Annotated in this window: 16 protein-coding genes and 1 pseudogene; 13 read left to right on the plus strand and 4 right to left on the minus strand. The window is 68.2% G+C overall.

The features are described from left to right. Positions 1–270: pseudogene (locus tag H3O04_RS36265) on the plus strand (hypothetical protein); the annotation flags it as partial. Between the two features lie 93 nt (positions 271–363). Here the strand turns inward: H3O04_RS36265 and H3O04_RS25050 are convergent. From H3O04_RS25050 to H3O04_RS25060, 3 genes are read right to left on the minus strand one after another with little or no spacing between them, the layout of a single operon-like run. Then, entirely contained in the window at positions 364–1,818 is a 1,455-nt protein-coding gene (locus H3O04_RS25050; protein ID WP_012327915.1) for an NAD(P)(+) transhydrogenase (Re/Si-specific) subunit beta, read from the minus strand. Continuing rightward, positions 1,815–2,141 (minus strand): NAD(P) transhydrogenase subunit alpha, encoded by a 327-nt coding sequence (locus H3O04_RS25055; RefSeq protein ID WP_006476884.1) that lies wholly within the window; start codon positions 2,139–2,141, stop codon positions 1,815–1,817. The genes H3O04_RS25050 and H3O04_RS25055 overlap by 4 nt, the downstream gene beginning before the upstream one ends. 11 nt (positions 2,142–2,152) lie before the next feature. Continuing rightward, a complete protein-coding gene (locus H3O04_RS25060; RefSeq protein WP_202588659.1) occupies positions 2,153–3,292 on the minus strand; it encodes a Re/Si-specific NAD(P)(+) transhydrogenase subunit alpha in 1,140 nt (379 codons plus the stop codon). 277 nt (positions 3,293–3,569) lie between these two features. Here H3O04_RS25060 and H3O04_RS25065 point away from each other — a divergent pair, with 277 nt between their 5' ends. From H3O04_RS25065 to H3O04_RS25075, 3 genes are all read left to right on the plus strand, one after another. Then, complete coding sequence (locus H3O04_RS25065) at positions 3,570–4,079, plus strand: NUDIX hydrolase (RefSeq protein ID WP_124476107.1); 510 nt, start codon at positions 3,570–3,572, stop codon at positions 4,077–4,079. Further along, positions 4,076–5,230: a tRNA 2-thiouridine(34) synthase MnmA gene (mnmA, locus tag H3O04_RS25070; RefSeq protein WP_202588660.1), complete on the plus strand. Its 1,155-nt coding sequence runs from the start codon at positions 4,076–4,078 to the stop codon at positions 5,228–5,230. Before H3O04_RS25065 ends, mnmA begins: the two co-directional genes overlap by 4 nt. Before the next feature lie 119 nt (positions 5,231–5,349). Continuing rightward, positions 5,350–6,969, plus strand: coding sequence for an FMN-binding glutamate synthase family protein (locus H3O04_RS25075; RefSeq protein ID WP_012327911.1), 1,620 nt, complete (start codon positions 5,350–5,352; stop codon positions 6,967–6,969). A gap of 108 nt (positions 6,970–7,077) precedes the next feature. Here the strand turns inward: H3O04_RS25075 and H3O04_RS25080 are convergent, their stop codons facing one another. Further along, entirely contained in the window at positions 7,078–7,692 is a 615-nt protein-coding gene (locus H3O04_RS25080; protein ID WP_027813221.1) for a glutathione S-transferase family protein, read from the minus strand. Between the two features lie 187 nt (positions 7,693–7,879). Between H3O04_RS25080 and H3O04_RS25085 the strand changes: the two genes are divergently transcribed. The 9 genes from H3O04_RS25085 (at position 7,880) to H3O04_RS25125 (ending at position 17,168) form a co-directional block, all read left to right on the plus strand. Further along, a complete protein-coding gene (locus H3O04_RS25085) occupies positions 7,880–9,265 on the plus strand; it encodes an aminopeptidase P N-terminal domain-containing protein (protein WP_027807453.1) in 1,386 nt (461 codons plus the stop codon). A 37-nt stretch (positions 9,266–9,302) separates the two neighbouring features. Beyond that, positions 9,303–10,490, plus strand: a complete 1,188-nt coding sequence (locus H3O04_RS25090; protein ID WP_202588661.1) for a UbiH/UbiF/VisC/COQ6 family ubiquinone biosynthesis hydroxylase — start codon at positions 9,303–9,305, stop codon at positions 10,488–10,490. Positions 10,491–10,627: 137 nt separating this feature from the next. Continuing rightward, positions 10,628–11,695: a tRNA dihydrouridine synthase DusB gene (gene dusB / locus H3O04_RS25095; protein WP_006476891.1), complete on the plus strand. Its 1,068-nt coding sequence runs from the start codon at positions 10,628–10,630 to the stop codon at positions 11,693–11,695. After that, positions 11,692–11,925, plus strand: a complete 234-nt coding sequence (locus H3O04_RS25100; RefSeq protein WP_006476892.1) for a Fis family transcriptional regulator — start codon at positions 11,692–11,694, stop codon at positions 11,923–11,925. Before dusB ends, H3O04_RS25100 begins: the two co-directional genes overlap by 4 nt. Positions 11,926–11,969: 44 nt before the next feature. Beyond that, positions 11,970–13,535, plus strand: a complete 1,566-nt coding sequence (gene purH, locus H3O04_RS25105; RefSeq protein ID WP_011694149.1) for a bifunctional phosphoribosylaminoimidazolecarboxamide formyltransferase/IMP cyclohydrolase — start codon at positions 11,970–11,972, stop codon at positions 13,533–13,535. Positions 13,536–13,689: 154 nt separating this feature from the next. Beyond that, positions 13,690–14,232 (plus strand): crossover junction endodeoxyribonuclease RuvC, encoded by a 543-nt coding sequence (gene ruvC / locus H3O04_RS25110; protein ID WP_006476894.1) that lies wholly within the window; start codon positions 13,690–13,692, stop codon positions 14,230–14,232. A gap of 198 nt (positions 14,233–14,430) precedes the next feature. Then, positions 14,431–15,012 (plus strand): Holliday junction branch migration protein RuvA, encoded by a 582-nt coding sequence (gene ruvA / locus H3O04_RS25115; protein WP_006401679.1) that lies wholly within the window; start codon positions 14,431–14,433, stop codon positions 15,010–15,012. Positions 15,013–15,120: 108 nt separating this feature from the next. After that, a complete protein-coding gene (ruvB, locus tag H3O04_RS25120; protein WP_006476896.1) occupies positions 15,121–16,191 on the plus strand; it encodes a Holliday junction branch migration DNA helicase RuvB in 1,071 nt (356 codons plus the stop codon). 23 nt (positions 16,192–16,214) lie between these two features. Continuing rightward, positions 16,215–17,168: an oxygenase MpaB family protein gene (locus H3O04_RS25125; RefSeq protein ID WP_202588662.1), complete on the plus strand. Its 954-nt coding sequence runs from the start codon at positions 16,215–16,217 to the stop codon at positions 17,166–17,168. The last annotated feature ends 127 nt before the right edge of the window (positions 17,169–17,295 follow it).

Here is a 17,295-nt window from a genome sequence, read left to right on the forward strand (position 1 = left end):
GCGGCTTCGTGCGCGACCGCATCGATCAGCGCGCGGCCGAGCGCGATCTCGAAATCGTCGGACATCCCGATCGAAATCGTGCGGCCGACGCGGTCGCCGCCATCGGCCGCGATCGCGCAAGCAACCTCGCTGCGTGCCCTCGCGTGCCCGGTCGACCTGCCGCGCTATCCGGTCGAAATCGGCTGGCGCACGAGCACGCAGCGCGACCCGGCGATCGTGCGCGTACGCGACGCGATCGCCGCCTGCGTCGCACGCCTCGTCACCCCATGAAAAAGGCCCGGCCGGCTTCTTGTACCGGTCGGGCCTGTCCGGAGGCGCGGCGCCCGCGCATCGAAGCGGGCGCCGCGTAGCCGAGGGCCTGCGTTACTCGACGGCCTTCACCATGTCCTCGATGACCTTCTTCGCATCGCCGAACACCATCATCGTCTTGTCCATGTAGAACAGGTCGTTGTCGAGGCCCGCGTAGCCGGCCGCCATCGAGCGCTTGTTGACGATCACCGTGCGCGCCTTGTACGCCTCGATGATCGGCATCCCCGCGATCGGCGATTTCGGATCGTTCTTCGCGGCCGGGTTCACGACATCGTTCGCGCCGAGCACGAGCACCACGTCCACCTGGCCGAATTCGCCGTTGATGTCCTCCATCTCGTGCACGATCTCGTACGGCACTTCCGCTTCCGCGAGCAGCACGTTCATGTGGCCCGGCATCCGCCCCGCGACCGGGTGGATCGCGTACTTCACGTCGATGCCCTTCTCGACCAGCTTGTCGGTCAGCTCCTTCAGCGCGTGCTGCGCGCGGGCGACGGCAAGGCCGTAACCCGGCACGATCACGACCGATTCCGCGTTGCCGAGCATGAACGCCGCGTCGTCGGCCGAGCCCGACTTCACCGGCCGCTGCTCCTGCGCGCCCGCCGCGCCGCCGGCCGCGGCTTCCCCGCCGAACCCGCCGAGGATCACGTTGAAGAACGAGCGGTTCATCGCGTGGCACATGATGTACGACAGGATCGCACCCGACGAGCCGACCAGCGAGCCGGCGATGATCAGCATCGCGTTGTTCAGCGAGAAGCCGATGCCGGCCGCGGCCCACCCCGAGTACGAGTTCAGCATCGACACGACCACCGGCATGTCCGCGCCGCCGATCGGGATGATGATCAGCACGCCGAGCACGAACGCGATCGCCGTCATGATGATGAACGGCAGCCACGCCTGCGTGATGAAGAACAGGATGCCGAAGCCGAGCATCGCGATCGCGAGCATCAGGTTGATCAGGTGCTGGCCCGCGTACACGACCGGCGCGCCCTGGAACAGCCGGAACTTGTACTTGCCCGACAGCTTGCCGAACGCGATCACCGACCCGGAGAACGTGATCGCGCCGACGAACGTGCCGATGAACAGCTCGACGCGATTACCGTACGGGATGAAGCTCGACGACACCGCGTCCTGCGGCACGAGCCCGAACGCTTCCGGCTCCGACACGACCGCATACGCGATGCACACGGCCGCGAGACCGATCAGCGAGTGCATCGCCGCGACGAGTTCCGGCATCTTCGTCATCTCGACGCGCGCGGCGACGAATGCCCCGACACCCCCGCCGACGATCAGCGCGCCGAGCACGAGCGCGAGGCCGAGCGGCAGGTTCGCGCCGAGCCACGCGGCCTGCTTGACGATCAGCGCGAGGGTCGTGAGGATCGCGATGGCCATCCCGACCATCCCGAACAGGTTGCCGCGCCGCGCGCTCTTCGGGTTCGACAGCCCCTTCAGCGCCTGGATGAAGCACACCGACGCGACGAGGTACAGCAGCGTAACGACGTTCATGCTCATCGCGCGCCCTCCTTGCCGCCCTCGACACGCTTGGGCTCCTTCTTGCGGAACATCTCGAGCATGCGCCTCGTCACGAGAAAGCCGCCGAACACGTTGACGGCCGCGAGCGCGACCGCGAGCGTGCCGAAGAACTTGCCGGTCGCGCCGACGGTAAGCGCGGCCGCGAGCATCGCGCCGACGATCACGATCGCCGAGATCGCGTTGGTCACGGCCATCAGCGGCGTATGCAGCGCCGGCGTGACGTTCCAGACGACGTGGTAGCCGACGTACACCGCCAGCACGAAGATGATCACGTTGATCACCGTGTGATTGATGACTTCCATGGTCTCCTCCGTTATTTGCGCGTGAACTCGCCGTCGCGACACAGCAGCGTCGCGGCGACGATGTCGTCGGTCAGGTCGATGTTCAGCGTGCCTTCCTTCGTGACGATCAGCTTCAGGAAGTCGAGCAGGTTGCGTGCATACAGCGCCGACGCGTCCGACGCGACCATCGACGCGAGGTTCGTGTAGCCGGCGATCGTCACGCCGTTGTGCACGATCACCTGGTCGGCGACGGTCAGCGGGCAGTTGCCGCCCTTGCGGCCGTCGACTTCCGGGCCGCGGCCGGCCGCGAGATCGACGAGCACCGAACCGGGCTTCATCGACTGCGCGGTGTCGACCGAGATCAGCGTCGGCGCCGGGCGGCCGGGAATCAGCGCGGTGGTGATCACGATGTCGGCCTGCTTCGCGCGTTCGTGCACGAGCGCGGCCTGGCGGCCGAGCCACGACGGCGGCATCGGGCGCGCATAGCCGCCGACGCCCTGCGCAGCTTCGCGCTCTTCGTCGGTTTCGAACGGGACGTCGAGGAATTTCGCGCCGAGCGACTCGATCTGCTCCTTCACGGCCGGCCGCACGTCGGACGCCTCGATCACCGCGCCCAGCCGCTTCGCGGTCGCGATCGCCTGCAGGCCCGCGACGCCCGCGCCGAGAATCAGCACGCGCGCCGCCTTCACGGTGCCCGCGGCCGTCATCAGCATCGGCATGAAGCGCGGATACAGCGACGCGGCCACCAGCACGGCCTTGTAGCCGGCGATGTTCGCCTGCGACGACAGCACGTCGAGACTCTGCGCGCGGGTCGTGCGCGGCGCGGCCTCGAGCGCGAAACCGGTCACGCCGGCCGCGGCGAGCTGCGCCGCCTGCTCGCCGTTGAACGGCTCGAGCATGCCGACCAGCACGGCACCGCGCTTGAGCAACGGCAGTTCGGCGTCGGTGGGCGCCTGGACCTTCAGCACGAGGTCGGCGGCAAAAGCGGCCGACTGGTCGGTCAATTCGGCGCCGGCGGCCACATAGGCTTCATCGGGATAGCTGGCTGCACTGCCGGCCCCTTTCGCGATACTGACCCGATGGCCGGCCGCCGCGTATTTCTTCACGGTTTCCGGCGTCGCAGCCACGCGCGCCTCGTTGGCCCGCGTTTCAGCAGGCACTCCAATATGCATCGTCAGTTCCTCCAGTCATTGTCAGTATTTCTTTTCTTGCGTTCTTTACTGCGCAACGAGCCGGACAGGCTGACTTACCGGCTCACGAGCAACGGCTTTACGCTGCACTTTAACCGAAAGCGATGCCCCCGCCAGCACTTTCCGCACGACCGTGCTCGAATGCGACATCCGTTTGGTCCGTGCCGTCGCGCCGCGCCCGGACGGATGAACTCCGGGGGTCGGATTCGTCTAACCAGACGGCCGGCAGCGTTCGGGCGCAACCGGTAAAATGCCGACCATGAAACCCGAACTCTGGACCCCGCATGTGACGGTCGCCGCGCTCGTCGAGCGCGCCGGCCGCTTTCTCGTGATCGAGGAAGAAACCTCGACGGGCCTGCGCATCAACCAGCCGGCCGGTCATCTGGAAGCCGGCGAAACGCTGGCCGACGCCGTGATCCGCGAAACGCTCGAGGAAACCGCGCACCCGTTCACGCCCGACGCACTCGTCGGCGTCTATCTCGCGCACTACGAGCGTCCCGGCAGCGCCGGGGCGACCTACCTGCGCTTCACGTTCTGCGGCACGGCCGGCGAACCGATCGCGGGCCACGTGCTCGACGACGGCATCGTGCGCACGCTGTGGTTGACGGCCGACGAGCTGCGCGCCTGCAGCGAGCGCCATCGTTCGCCCGCGGTGATGCGCTGCGTCGACGACTATCTCGCCGGGCGGCGCGTTCCGCTCGATTTCGTGCACACGCATTCGGTCGCCCCGCGCCCCGAGGCATTCGAACGTCAGGCGGTCAGCAAATGAGCAAGCGCCGTGTAGTGGTGGGCATGTCGGGCGGCGTCGATTCGTCGGTGACCGCGTGGCTGCTGAAGGAACAGGGCTACGACGTGGTCGGCCTGTTCATGAAGAACTGGGAAGACGACGACGACGGCGAGTACTGCTCGACACGCCAGGACTGGATCGACGTCGTGTCGGTGGCCGACCTGATCGGCATCGACGTGGAAGCCGTCAACTTCGCCGCGGAATACAAGGACCGCGTGTTCGCCGAGTTCCTGCGCGAATACTCGGCCGGCCGCACGCCGAACCCGGACGTGCTGTGCAACGCCGAGATCAAGTTCAAGGCGTTCCTCGACCACGCGATGTCGCTCGACGCGGAAATGATCGCGACCGGCCACTATGCGCGCGTGCGCGAACGCGACGGGCGTTTCGAACTGCTGAAAGCTTTCGATCACACGAAAGACCAGTCGTACTTCCTGCACCGGCTGAACCAGGCGCAACTGTCGAAGACGATGTTCCCGCTCGGCGAGATCCCGAAGACGAAGGTGCGCGAGATCGCCGCGCAGATCGGGCTGCCGAACGCGAAGAAGAAGGATTCGACCGGCATCTGCTTCATCGGCGAACGGCCGTTCCGCGATTTCCTGAACCGCTATCTTCCGACCAAACCCGGCCCGATGAAGACGCCCGACGGCAAGGTGGTCGGCGAGCACATCGGCCTCGCGTTCTACACGTTCGGCCAGCGCAAGGGTATCGGCCTCGGCGGCAGCAAGAGCGGCAGCGGCGAGCCGTGGTTCGTCGCCGCGAAGGACATCGCGTCGAACACGCTGTACGTCGTGCAGGGCCACGATCATCCATGGCTGCTGTCGCGCGAGCTCGTCGCCGGCAACGTGAGCTGGGTCGCCGGCGAGCCGCCGGCGGACGGCTTCGCGTGCGGCGCGAAGACGCGCTACCGGCAGGCCGATGCGGCGTGTGCGTTCGGCGCGGCAGCTGCCGGCCCGGCAGGCGAAGCGCGCTTCTCGCTCGCGTTCGACGATGCGCAGTGGGCCGTCACGCCCGGCCAGTCGGCCGTGCTGTACGACGGCGAGATCTGCCTCGGCGGCGGCATCATCGAATCCGCGGCCACCGGCCAGCCCGGTCAGGCTGCGGCCCACGCGCCGGCGCTCGCCGAAGCACGCTGACATCCATTCGGTTTAGACTTGCGGCACCCGCGCGCCCGGCAGAACACGATTCCGCCGGGCGCGGGTGCCGTCTTCGCAGCGTACGCATGGCGGCATTTCAGAATTCTTACGGAGTCCCCATGCTTTCAAGACGCTACCTCGCGATGTGGTGTGCTGTCCTGCTGCTCATCGCCGCGGCCGCACTCGCGTCGATCCACGTGCTTTCGTGGCTGTGGATCATCCTCCCCATCGCCCTCGTCGCGCTCGGCCTGTACGACCTGAACCAGGATCGCCACGCGATCCTGCGGAACTACCCGCTCTGGGGCCACTTCCGCTTCCTGTTCGAATTCATCCGACCTGAAATCCGTCAGTACTTCGTCGAGGACGACACCGACGAGAAGCCGTTCTCGCGTGCGCAGCGCAGCCTCGTCTACCAGCGCGCGAAGAACGTCGCCGACAACCGCCCGTACGGCACCGAGCTGAACGTGAAGGCCGTCGCGCACGAATGGATCAGCCATTCGCTCGCGCCGACGAAGCTGCCGAACCACGATTTCCGCATCCGCGTCGGCGCGAATCGCGCGCAACCGTACGACATTTCGATCTTCAACATCTCGGCGATGAGCTTCGGCTCGCTGTCCGCGAACGCGATCCGCTCGCTGAACCTCGGCGCGAAGAAAGGCGGCTTCGCGCACGACACCGGCGAAGGCTCGCTGTCGAAGTACCACCGCGAGAACGGCGGCGATATCATCTGGGAAATCGCGTCCGGCTACTTCGGCTGCCGCAACGACGACGGCACGTTCAACCCCGACAAGTTCGCGAAGCAGGCCGCCGATCCGCAGGTCAAGATGATCGAGGTGAAGCTGTCGCAAGGCGCGAAGCCCGGCCACGGCGGCGTGCTGCCGGCCGCGAAGATCACGCCGGAAATCGCCGAGACGCGCGGCGTGCCGATGGGCAAGGACTGCATCTCGCCCGCGACGCACTCGGAATTCTCGACGCCGCGCGGGCTGCTCGAATTCGTCGAGCGGCTGCGCACGCTGTCCGGCGGCAAGCCGACCGGCTTCAAGCTGTGCATCGGCCATCCGTGGGAATTCTTCGGGATCGCGAAAGCGATGCTCGAGACGGGCATCGTGCCCGACTTCATCGTCGTCGACGGCGCGGAAGGCGGCACCGGCGCGGCACCGCTCGAATTCACCGACCACGTCGGCGTGCCGCTGCAGGAAGGGCTGCTGCTCGTGCACAACACGCTCGTCGGCATCGGCGTGCGCGATCGCGTGAAGCTCGGCGCCAGCGGCAAGATCATCACGGCGTTCGACATCGCGCGCACGCTCGCGATCGGCGCGGACTGGGTGAATTCGGCGCGCGGCTTCATGTTCGCGGTCGGCTGCATCCAGGCGCAGCACTGCCACACCGACCGCTGCCCGACCGGCGTCGCGACACAGGACCCGGTGCGCCAGCGTGCGCTCGTCGTGCCCGACAAGGCCGAGCGCGTGTACAACTTCCACCGCAATACGCTGCATGCGCTGCAGGAACTCGTGCAGGCGGCCGGCCTCGCCCATCCGTCCGAGCTGCGCGCGCATCACATCGTGCAGCGGGTCGCGCCGCACGAGGTGCGGCTGATGTCGCAACTGCTGAAGTACCTGAAACCCGGTGCGCTGCTCGACGGCCAGACCTGCGGCTTCTCGCTGTACGACAAGTGGTGGCCGATCGCGCGCAGCGACTCGTTCACGCTCGGCGAAGCGGTGTACGCGTCGATCGACTGATGCAGGCGGCCGCCCCGCTCCGGCGGCGGGCGGCCTGCGCCGCAAAAAGAAAAGCGCCCTGCGGGGCGCTTTTCTTTCGTCTGCCGAATGCGTGAGGACCGGGCCGGCTCAGCTCTGCGGCGGCAGCGTATCGGCGAACGATTGCCGCTGCAGCAGCTTCACGAAGTGCTTGTCGAGGTTCGGGTGGCGATCGCGCCAGTTGAGCTCGGGCATCCGGAAGTCGAGATAGCCGAGCGCGCAGCCGAGTGCGATGTCGGCGAGCGTGTAATGATTGCCGACGCACCACGCCTTGCCGCCGAGGCCCTGCGACATCGCGACGAGCGCGTCGTCGATCTTGCGTTGCTGACGCGCGATCCAGCTCGCGCTGCGCTGCGCCTCGTCGCGCATCGTGTGTTCGAGACGGATCGCGACGGCTGCGTCGAGCACGCCGTCGCCCAGGGCTTCCCAGCAGCGCACTTCGACGCGCTCGCGGCCCGACGGCGGAATCAGCTTGCCGACCGGCGACAGCGTATCGACGTATTCGCAGATCACGCGGGAATCGAACACCGCAGCACCATCCTCCATCACGAGGCACGGGACCTTGCCGAGCGGATTCGATGCATGAATATCCGTCTCCGGCGCCCACACGTCCTCGAGCTCCAGCTTGTAGTCGATCTTCTTTTCAGCAAGCACGATCCGCGCCTTTCGGACGTACGGGCTGCTGAGCGAACCGATTAATTTCATCATCTGCCTTTTCAAGGGAACTGCCGAGAGTATACGTTGTCGTCGATCATAACCGGCCGGTGCAGCCGGGTAGAAAATCGCCCGTCCGGCCTGTGGATGGTTTGCAACAGCCGCCGCGCGGGCCTTGGCCGGTGCGGCTTCGGGCCCTGCTCTCACGCACCGCGTCGCGCGGCGCTACAATCGCACGATGAATGCGCCCCTCGATACCGCCATCGCCGTCGACGTCTACCGCCAGCGCCGTGAACGCGTGCTTGCCGCACTGCGTGCCGCGGGCGGCGGCGTCGCCATCGTCCCCACCGCGCCGGAAATGCTGCGCAACCGCGATACGGCCTACCCGTACCGGTTCGACAGCTACTTCCACTACCTGACGGGCTTCACCGAGCCGGATGCCGTGCTCGTGCTGAATGCGGCCGCGCCGCACGGCGCGCCGGAATCGATCCTGTTCTGCCGCGCCAGGAACGTCGACCGCGAGATCTGGGAAGGCTTTCACTACGGGCCCGACGCCGCGCGCGACGCGTTCGGCTTCGACGCGGCCTTCGCGACCGACGTGATCGACACCGAGATGCCGCGCCTGCTCGCCGATGCGGGCACCGTGCACTACCGGTTCGGCGCATCGGCCGACTTCGAGCGCCAGCTCGCCGGCTGGATCGACGCGGTGCGCGCGCAGGCACGCGCGGGCGTCGCCGCACCGGACGCGCTGCTCGACCTCACGCCGCTGCTCGACGACATGCGGCTCGTGAAGGACGAACACGAACTCGCGATCATGATGCGCGCCGCGCACATCTCCGCGCTCGCGCACCGCCGCGCGATGCAGGCGTGCCGCCCGGGCATCCGCGAATACGAGCTCGAGGCCGAGCTGCTGTACCTGTTCCGCAAGCACGGCGCGCAGGCGCCCGCGTACGGTTCGATCGTCGCGGCCGGCGCGAATGCGTGCGTGCTGCACTATCCGGCCGGCAACGCGGCCGCGCGGGACGGCGACCTGATCCTGATCGACGCCGCGTGCGAACTCGACGGCTATGCGTCGGACATCACGCGCACGTTCCCGGCCAACGGCCGCTTCTCGCCCGCGCAGCGCACGCTGTACGACATCGTGCTCGCCGCGCAGCAGGCCGCGATCGACGCGACACGCGCGGGCGTGCCGTTCGAGGCGCCGCACGACGCGGCCGTACGCGTGCTCGCGCAAGGGCTGCTCGACACCGGCATCATCCCGAAAACGCGCTTCTCGAACGTCGACGACGTGATCGCCGAGCGCGCGTACACGCGCTTCTACATGCACCGCACGGGCCACTGGCTCGGAATGGACGTGCACGACTGCGGCGACTACCGCGAACGGCTCGCCGCGCGCGACGCCAACGGCGCGCTGCCGTGGCGCACGCTGAAGCCCGGCATGACGCTCACCGTCGAGCCCGGCCTGTACGTGCGCGCGGCCGACGACGTGCCACCCGAGTACTGGAACATCGGCATCCGCATCGAGGACGATGCGATCGTGCGCGAGCACGGCTGCGAGCTGATCACGCGCGGCGTGCCGGTCGCGGCCGACGAGATCGAGGCGCTGATGCGCGCGGACGCATGACCGGGCGCCGACCGTTACCTCCGTTTCACGAATCAAGATGACGACCGCTTCCTCCCCGGCCACGCCGGATTACGATCTCGCCATCGTCGGCGCCGGCCCCGTGGGGCTCGCGCTCGCCGGCTGGCTCGCGCGCCGCAGCGCGACGCGGCACGCATCGATCGCGCTGATCGATGCGCGCGAACCGGCCGCGAGCGCGAACGACCCGCGCGCGATCGCCGTATCGCACGGCAGCCGCGTGCTGCTCGACACGCTCGCATGGCCTGCCGACGCCACGCCGATCGAACATATCCACGTGTCGCAGCGCGGCCATTTCGGCCGCACGCTGATCGACCGCGACGAACACGCGCTTGCGGCGCTCGGCTACGTCGTGCGCTATGGCTCGATCGTGCAGGCGCTCGCGGACGCCGTGCGCGACACGCGGGTCGACTGGCTCACGTCGACCACCGCGCACACGCCGCAGCAGGACGCCGACGGCGTCACGCTGACGCTCGACGGCCCGCAAGGCGGGCGCACGCTGCGCGCGCGCATCGTCATCAATGCCGAAGGCGGGCTGTTCCACGAACAGCAGGCCGACGCGGGCAAGCATCGCCGCGACTACGGGCAGACCGCGCTCGTCGGCACGGTCACGGTATCGGCGCCGCGCCCGAACGTCGCGTGGGAACGCTTCACGCACGAAGGCCCGCTCGCGCTGCTGCCGCTCGGCGGGCCGCGCCAGGCCGACTACTCGCTCGTCTGGTGCTGTACGCCCGACGAAGCGGCGCGACGTGCCGCGCTGCCCGACGACGCGTTCCTGCGCGAGCTCGGCAGCGTGTTCGGCGAGCGCATGGGCGAATTCGTCGCGATCACCGGGCGCGCGTCGTTCCCGCTCGGCCTGAACGCGGCGCAGACGCTCGTCAGCGGCCGCATCGCGATCGTCGGCAATGCCGCGCAGACGCTGCACCCGGTTGCGGGCCAGGGGCTCAACCTCGGGCTGCGCGACGCGCACACGCTCGTCGACACGCTGTCCGCACAAGGCTTCGAAGCGACCGCGCTCGCGACCTTCAACGCGCGCCGCGCGCTTGACCGGCGCCTCACGATCGGCGCGACCGACACGCTCGCGCGCCTGTTTACGATCGACGCGGGCCCGCTTCCGCTGCTGCGCGGCGCGGCGCTCACCGCGCTCGAATTCGTGCCGCCGCTTAAAAAGGTGATCGCGCGCCAGATGATGTTCGGCCAGCGCAACTGACACGCGGCGCACCGCACGGCCTCTTCGGGCAAACCAGGCAAACCGGGTCAAATCGGCGGGGCGTGGGAATACGGTAAAATGCCCGTTTTCCGTCTTCCCTTCCCCTGCCCGCGCTTGTCGTGGGCGGCGCCATTGCGATGCCCGTTATCGGCCCTCACGTATTGCGTAACAACCTGTTCGTCGCCCCGATGGCCGGGGTGACGGATCGTCCGTTCCGCCAGCTGTGCAAGCGGCTGGGGGCCGGTTACGCCGTGTCCGAGATGGTCGCGTCCAACGCGCAGCTGTGGAAGAGCGCGAAGACGATGCGGCGCGCGAACCACGAAGGCGAAGTCGAGCCGATCGCGGTGCAGATCGCCGGCGCCGATCCGGCGATGATGGCCGAAGCGGCCCGCTACAACGTCGACAACGGCGCGCAGATCATCGACATCAACATGGGCTGCCCGGCGAAGAAGGTCTGCAACGTCGCGGCCGGCTCCGCGCTGCTGCAGAACGAGCCGCTCGTGCAGCGGATCGTCGAGGCGGTCGTCGCGGCGGTCGGCACGGGGCCCGATGCGGTGCCCGTCACGCTGAAGATCCGCACCGGCTGGGACCGCGAGCACAAGAACGCGATCACGGTCGCGCGCCTGGCCGAAGCGGCCGGCATCTCGATGCTCACCGTGCATGGCCGCACACGCGCCGACCTGTACCGCGGCGACGCCGAGTACGACACCATCGCGGCCGTGAAGGCGGCCGTGCGGATTCCGGTGGTCGCGAACGGCGACATCACGTCGCCCGCCAAGGCGAAGGCCGTGCTCGATGCAACCGGCGCCGACGCGCTGATGATCGGTCGTGCCGCGCAAGGCCGGCCGTGGTTGTTCCGCGAAATCGATCATTTCCTGCAAACCGGCGAGCTGCTGCCCCCGCCGCGGATCGACGAGATCCAGCACGTGATGAACGAACACCTGGAAGACCACTACGCTTTCTATGGCGAATTCACCGGTGTGCGTACTGCGCGCAAGCACATCGGCTGGTACACTCGCGGCCTTTCCGGTGCCAACGGGTTCCGGCACCGAATGAACACGCTCGATTCCACCCGCGAGCAGCTCGCCGCCGTCAATGCTTTCTTCGAGGCGCAAAAGGCGCTCTCGGACCACCTCGTCTACGTCGATGACGAAGCGGAGAACAGCCAGGGCGAGTCGGACGACCATAACCAGTTAGCAGCATGAGCAAGCACAACATCGAACAATGTGTCCGCGAGAGCCTGGACGTGTATTTCCGGGATCTAGACGGCTCCAATCCGCACGACGTCTATGAAATGGTGATGTCCTGCGTCGAAAAGCCGATGCTCGAGGTCGTGCTCGTACAGGCCGGCGGCAACCAGTCGCTCGCCGCCGAGTACCTCGGCATCAATCGCAATACGCTGCGCAAGAAGCTGCAGCAGCACGGCCTGCTGTAGGCGGCCGTCCCGTCCCCGTTTCCCTGGCTATTGGTGGTTCCATCATGATCAAGCAAGCGCTCATTTCCGTTTCCGACAAGACCGGCATCGTCGACTTCGCGAAGTCGCTGTCCGACCTCGGCGTCAAGCTGCTGTCGACGGGCGGCACCGCGAAACTCCTCGCCGACGCCGGCCTGCCCGTGACCGAAGTGGCCGATTACACGGGCTTCCCGGAAATGCTCGATGGGCGCGTGAAGACGCTCCACCCGAAGGTGCACGGCGGCATCCTCGCCCGCCGCGACCTGCCCGAGCACATGCAGGCGCTCGAACAGCACGGCATCCCGACGATCGACCTGCTCGTCGTGAACCTGTATCCGTTCGTCGCGACGATCGCGAAGGACGACTGCACGCTCGCCGATGCGATCGAGAACATCGACATCGGCGGCCCGACGATGCTGCGCTCGGCCGCGAAGAACCATCGCGACGTGACGGTCGTCGTCGATCCGGCCGACTACGCGGTCGTGCTCGACGAAATGAAGGCGAACGGCAACACGGTCGGCTACCCGACCAACTTCCGCCTCGCGACGAAGGTGTTCGCGCACACCGCGCAATACGACGGCGCGATCACGAACTACCTGACGAGCCTGACCGACGAGCTGAAGCACGCATCGCGCAGCACGTACCCGGCCACGCTGAACCTGGCGTTCGACAAGGTGCAGGACCTGCGCTACGGCGAGAACCCGCACCAGAGCGCGGCGTTCTACCGCGACCTCGCGACGCCGGCCGGCGCGCTGGCGAACTACCGCCAGCTGCAGGGCAAGGAACTGTCGTACAACAACATCGCGGATTCGGACGCGGCGTGGGAGTGCGTGAAGACGTTCGACGCGCCGGCCTGCGTGATCATCAAGCATGCGAACCCGTGTGGCGTCGCGGTCGGCAACGACTCGGCCGACGCATACGCGAAGGCGTTCCAGACCGATCCGACCTCGGCATTCGGCGGCATCATCGCGTTCAACCGCGAAGTCGACGAAGCGGCCGCGCAGGCGGTGGCGAAGCAGTTCGTCGAAGTGCTGATCGCCCCGTCGTTCTCCGACGCCGCGAAGCAGGTGTTCGCCGCGAAGCAGAACGTGCGCCTGCTCGAGATTGCACTGGGTGACGGCCACAACGCATTCGACCTGAAGCGCGTCGGCGGCGGCCTGCTCGTGCAATCGCTCGATTCGCGCAACGTGCAGCCGAGCGAGCTGCGCGTCGTCACGAAGCGCCAGCCGACCGCGAAGGAAATGGACGACCTGCTGTTCGCGTGGCGCGTCGCGAAGTACGTGAAGTCGAACGCGATCGTGTTCTGCGGCAACGGCATGACGCTCGGCGTCGGCGCCGGCCAGATGAGCCGCGTCGATTCCGCGCGCATCGCGAGCATCAAGGCGCAGAACGCGGGCCTGACGCTGGCCGGCTCGGCCGTCGCGTCGGATGCGTTCTTCCCGTTCCGCGACGGCCTCGACGTCGTCGTGGCGGCCGGCGCGACCTGCGTGATCCAGCCGGGCGGCTCGATGCGCGACGACGAAGTGATCGCGGCGGCCGACGAGCACGGTATCGCGATGGTCCTGACGGGCGTGCGTCACTTCCGTCACTGATCGCGGCATGCGGCCCGCGCGGCCGCTGCACGGGAACCCGGCGGCATCACCCCCGCCGGGTTTTTTATTGCGCGGCGCCTCCGCGCACGACCGGGCGACCGGATTGCCGCACCATTCGTTGTAGTATCGCTGCATCACGCCACTCTCCTCACTCATGCGAATTCTCGGCATCGACCCCGGCCTGCGCGTCACCGGCTTCGGCGTCATCGACGTCAGCGGCCACCGGCTCGCCTATGTCACGAGCGGCGTGATCCGCACGCCGACGGCCGATCTGGCCACCCGGCTCGGCACGATCTTCCAGGGCGTCTCGACGATCGTGCGCGAACACGCACCCGACCAGGCCGCGATCGAAAAGGTGTTCGTCAACGTGAACCCGCAGTCGACGCTGCTGCTCGGCCAGGCGCGCGGCGCGGCGATCTGCGGCCTCGTCGCGGGCGGACTGCCGGTCGCCGAATACACGGCGCTGCAGCTCAAGCAGGCCGTGGTCGGCTACGGCCGTGCGACCAAGACGCAGATGCAGGAAATGGTCACGCGGCTGCTCAACCTGTCCGGCCAGCCGGGCTCCGATGCGGCCGACGCGCTCGGCATGGCGATCTGCCACGCGCACGGCGGCAACACGCTCAGCACGCTGGGCGGCCTGGCGCCGGCGCTCGCGCAGAAAGGGCTGCGCGTGCGGCGCGGCAGGTTGGTCGGCTGACGCTGCCGCGCATCGCGGCCCGTGGCCCGACGTGTCGGCTCCACTGCGTGGGCCGCCTGAACCCGCTTGGCCGCTTGCCCGCTTTACCCTTGCCCGACATACCCGCGCCACGCGCCGCTTCGGCCTGACGGCCGCACCCATCGGCATTGCGCCGCGCGTGCGCTACACTCGCGCTTTCTTCCTCGCACCCCGTCCTCCATGATCGGTCGCATCGCCGGCATCCTGCTCGAAAAGAACCCGCCTCATCTGCTCGTCGACTGCAACGGCGTCGGCTACGAAATCGACGTGCCGATGAGCACCTTCTACAACCTGCCGCAAACGGGCGAACGCGTCGTGCTGCTCACGCAGCAGATCGTCCGCGAGGACGCGCACCTGCTGTACGGCTTCCTGACGCCGCAGGAGCGCACGACCTTCCGCGAGCTGCTGAAGATCACCGGCATCGGCGCGCGCATGGCGCTCGCCGTGCTGTCCGGCATGAGCGTGCAGGAGCTCGCGCAGGCCGTGACGATGCAGGACGCCGCCCGCCTCACGCGCCTGCCCGGCATCGGCAAGAAGACCGCCGAGCGCCTGCTGCTCGAACTGAAGGGCAAGCTCGGCGCCGACCTCGGCGCACTGGCCGGCGCCGCGTCGGCGTCCGACCACGCGACCGACATCCTCAACGCGCTGCTCGCGCTCGGCTACTCCGAAAAGGAAGGCCTCGCCGCGATCAAGAACGTGCCGGCCGGCACCGGCGTGTCCGAAGGCATCAAGCTCGCGCTGAAGGCGCTGTCGAAGGCGTAACGCACGTTCGATCCGGCCGTCGAAGCCAGTGTCGCGCCGCCGCGCGGCGCTCGCCAGTCGGCCGTTCGGCCAGGTGGTCCCGCCTGCGCCGCGCGGTACAATGGCCGCATGATTGAAACCGACAAACTCGCCACCGAGCAGCGGATCATCGCCGCCACGCCCGCCTCGTCGCACGAGGAGGTGTTCGAACGTGCGTTGCGGCCGCGCCAGCTCGACGATTACGTCGGCCAGGAAAAGGTGCGCGGCCAGCTCGAGATCTTCATCGAAGCCGCGAAACGCCGCTCCGAGCCGCTCGATCACGTGCTGCTGTTCGGGCCGCCGGGTCTCGGCAAGACGACGCTCGCACACATCATCGCGCGCGAGATGGGCGTGAACCTGCGTCAGACGTCGGGCCCCGTGCTCGAGCGCGCGGGCGATCTCGCCGCGCTGCTGACGAACCTCGAAGCGAACGACGTGCTGTTCATCGACGAGATCCACCGGCTGTCGCCGGTCGTCGAGGAAATCCTGTATCCGGCGCTCGAGGATTACCAGATCGACATCATGATCGGCGAAGGCCCGGCCGCGCGCAGCGTGAAGCTCGACCTGCAGCCGTTCACGCTGGTCGGCGCGACCACCCGCGCGGGGATGCTGACCAACCCGCTGCGCGATCGTTTCGGGATCGTCGCGCGCCTCGAGTTCTACGACGCCGAACAACTGTCGCGCATCGTGCGCCGCTCGGCGTCGCTGCTGAATGCGCAGATCGATCCGAACGGCGCGCTGGAAATCGCGAAGCGCGCGCGCGGCACGCCGCGGATCGCGAACCGGCTGCTGCGCCGCGTGCGCGACTTCGCGGAAGTGAAGGCCGACGGCCAGATCACCGCGGCCGTTGCCGACGCCGCGCTCGCGATGCTCGACGTCGATCCGGTCGGCTTCGACCTGATGGACCGCAAGCTGCTCGAAGCGATCCTGTACAAGTTCGATGGCGGCCCGGTCGGCATCGACAACCTCGCGGCAGCGATCGGCGAGGAGCGCGACACGATCGAGGACGTGCTCGAACCGTACCTGATCCAGCAGGGCTTCCTGCAGCGCACGCCGCGCGGGCGCGTCGCGACGCTGCTCACGTATCGCCACTTCGGGCTGTCGGTGCCCGATGCGCGCCGCACCGAACGCGACGAGTGGGATACCCCCGACGGCAAGTAATCCGCCGCCGAGCCGCCCCCGCCATGACGACGCCGCCCAGCCGCCACCCCACCGCACCCGCGCCGGGTCCGCGCTGGGCCGAGCCGATCCGCAAGCGGCTCGTGGCCGGCATCACGCACCTGACGGCCGGCGGCGGCGGCCCGTCGATCGATCTCTCCTCTCCGCCTGGCGACCCAGGGCTGTTCGGCCCCGACGCCGTCTGCTGGCGCGTGCATGCCGATTTCACGTCGATGATGACGGGCGGCATCGCCGCGCTGCTGCTGCAGGCGCTCCACCCGCTCGCACTCGCGGGCGTCTGGGATCATTCGTCGTTCCGCACCGACATCTTCGGCCGCTTGCGGCGCACCGCCACGTTCATCACGGGGACGACGTTCGGCAGCCGCGCGGACGCGCTCGCGCTGATCGAGCGCGTGAAAGCGATCCATGCGCACATCTCGGGCAGCGCGCCGGACGGGCGGCCGTACCGCGCCGACGATCCCGCGTTGCTCACCTGGGTGCATGTCGCGGAAGTGTCGAGCTTCCTCGCCGCGCATCTGCGTTACGTGAATCCGGCGCTGTCCGGCGAGTTGCAGGACCGCTATTACGCGGAGACGGCACTGATCGCCGAGCTGCTCGGCGCGCACGAGGTGCCACGTTCGCGTGCCGAGGTAGCGGCCTATCTCGCGCGCATGCTGCCCGAGCTCGAAGCCGGGCCGCGTACCTTCGACGTGATGTCCATTCTGCTGAACGTGCCCGTCGCGAGGCCCGCGCTGCGGCCTGCCGCGTCGCTGGTGATGCATGCCGGGATCGACTTGCTGCCGCCGTGGGCGCAGCGCATGCTCGGCGTGTCGACGTTCGCGCCGTTGCGGCGCGCGGTGGTCCGGCCGGGCATCCGCGCCGTCGCCCCCGTGCTGCGCTGGGCGCTCGTCAACGGCGCGTCGAAGCGTGCGCGCCGCCGCGCGACGGCCACCCCGTCGGACGGCACTCCGCCTGCCTGACGATCCGTTTCTTCGGATCATTTCAATTTACTGTCAAATACCTGTGACAAGCTGACGGGCTTATCCCCGCGCACGGTCGCACGTCCTGCCCGTCACGCTCGCCCGTGGCCCGCGCGGAGTCCCCCCC

This window comes from Burkholderia sp. KCJ3K979, assembly GCF_016759955.1.
GTDB lineage: Bacteria > Pseudomonadota > Gammaproteobacteria > Burkholderiales > Burkholderiaceae > Burkholderia > Burkholderia orbicola.

Coding starts and splice junctions, on each gene's coding strand:
- H3O04_RS25050 (WP_012327915.1), bottom strand. CDS start 1,818: ATGAGCATGAACGTCGTTACGCTGCTGTACCTCGTCGCGTCGGTGTGC.
- H3O04_RS25055 (WP_006476884.1), bottom strand. CDS start 2,141: ATGGAAGTCATCAATCACACGGTGATCAACGTGATCATCTTCGTGCTG.
- H3O04_RS25060 (WP_202588659.1), bottom strand. CDS start 3,292: ATGCATATTGGAGTGCCTGCTGAAACGCGGGCCAACGAGGCGCGCGTG.
- H3O04_RS25065 (WP_124476107.1), top strand. CDS start 3,570: ATGAAACCCGAACTCTGGACCCCGCATGTGACGGTCGCCGCGCTCGTC.
- mnmA (WP_202588660.1), top strand. CDS start 4,076: ATGAGCAAGCGCCGTGTAGTGGTGGGCATGTCGGGCGGCGTCGATTCG.
- H3O04_RS25075 (WP_012327911.1), top strand. CDS start 5,350: ATGCTTTCAAGACGCTACCTCGCGATGTGGTGTGCTGTCCTGCTGCTC.
- H3O04_RS25080 (WP_027813221.1), bottom strand. CDS start 7,692: ATGAAATTAATCGGTTCGCTCAGCAGCCCGTACGTCCGAAAGGCGCGG.
- H3O04_RS25085 (WP_027807453.1), top strand. CDS start 7,880: ATGAATGCGCCCCTCGATACCGCCATCGCCGTCGACGTCTACCGCCAG.
- H3O04_RS25090 (WP_202588661.1), top strand. CDS start 9,303: ATGACGACCGCTTCCTCCCCGGCCACGCCGGATTACGATCTCGCCATC.
- dusB (WP_006476891.1), top strand. CDS start 10,628: ATGCCCGTTATCGGCCCTCACGTATTGCGTAACAACCTGTTCGTCGCC.
- H3O04_RS25100 (WP_006476892.1), top strand. CDS start 11,692: ATGAGCAAGCACAACATCGAACAATGTGTCCGCGAGAGCCTGGACGTG.
- purH (WP_011694149.1), top strand. CDS start 11,970: ATGATCAAGCAAGCGCTCATTTCCGTTTCCGACAAGACCGGCATCGTC.
- ruvC (WP_006476894.1), top strand. CDS start 13,690: ATGCGAATTCTCGGCATCGACCCCGGCCTGCGCGTCACCGGCTTCGGC.
- ruvA (WP_006401679.1), top strand. CDS start 14,431: ATGATCGGTCGCATCGCCGGCATCCTGCTCGAAAAGAACCCGCCTCAT.
- ruvB (WP_006476896.1), top strand. CDS start 15,121: ATGATTGAAACCGACAAACTCGCCACCGAGCAGCGGATCATCGCCGCC.
- H3O04_RS25125 (WP_202588662.1), top strand. CDS start 16,215: ATGACGACGCCGCCCAGCCGCCACCCCACCGCACCCGCGCCGGGTCCG.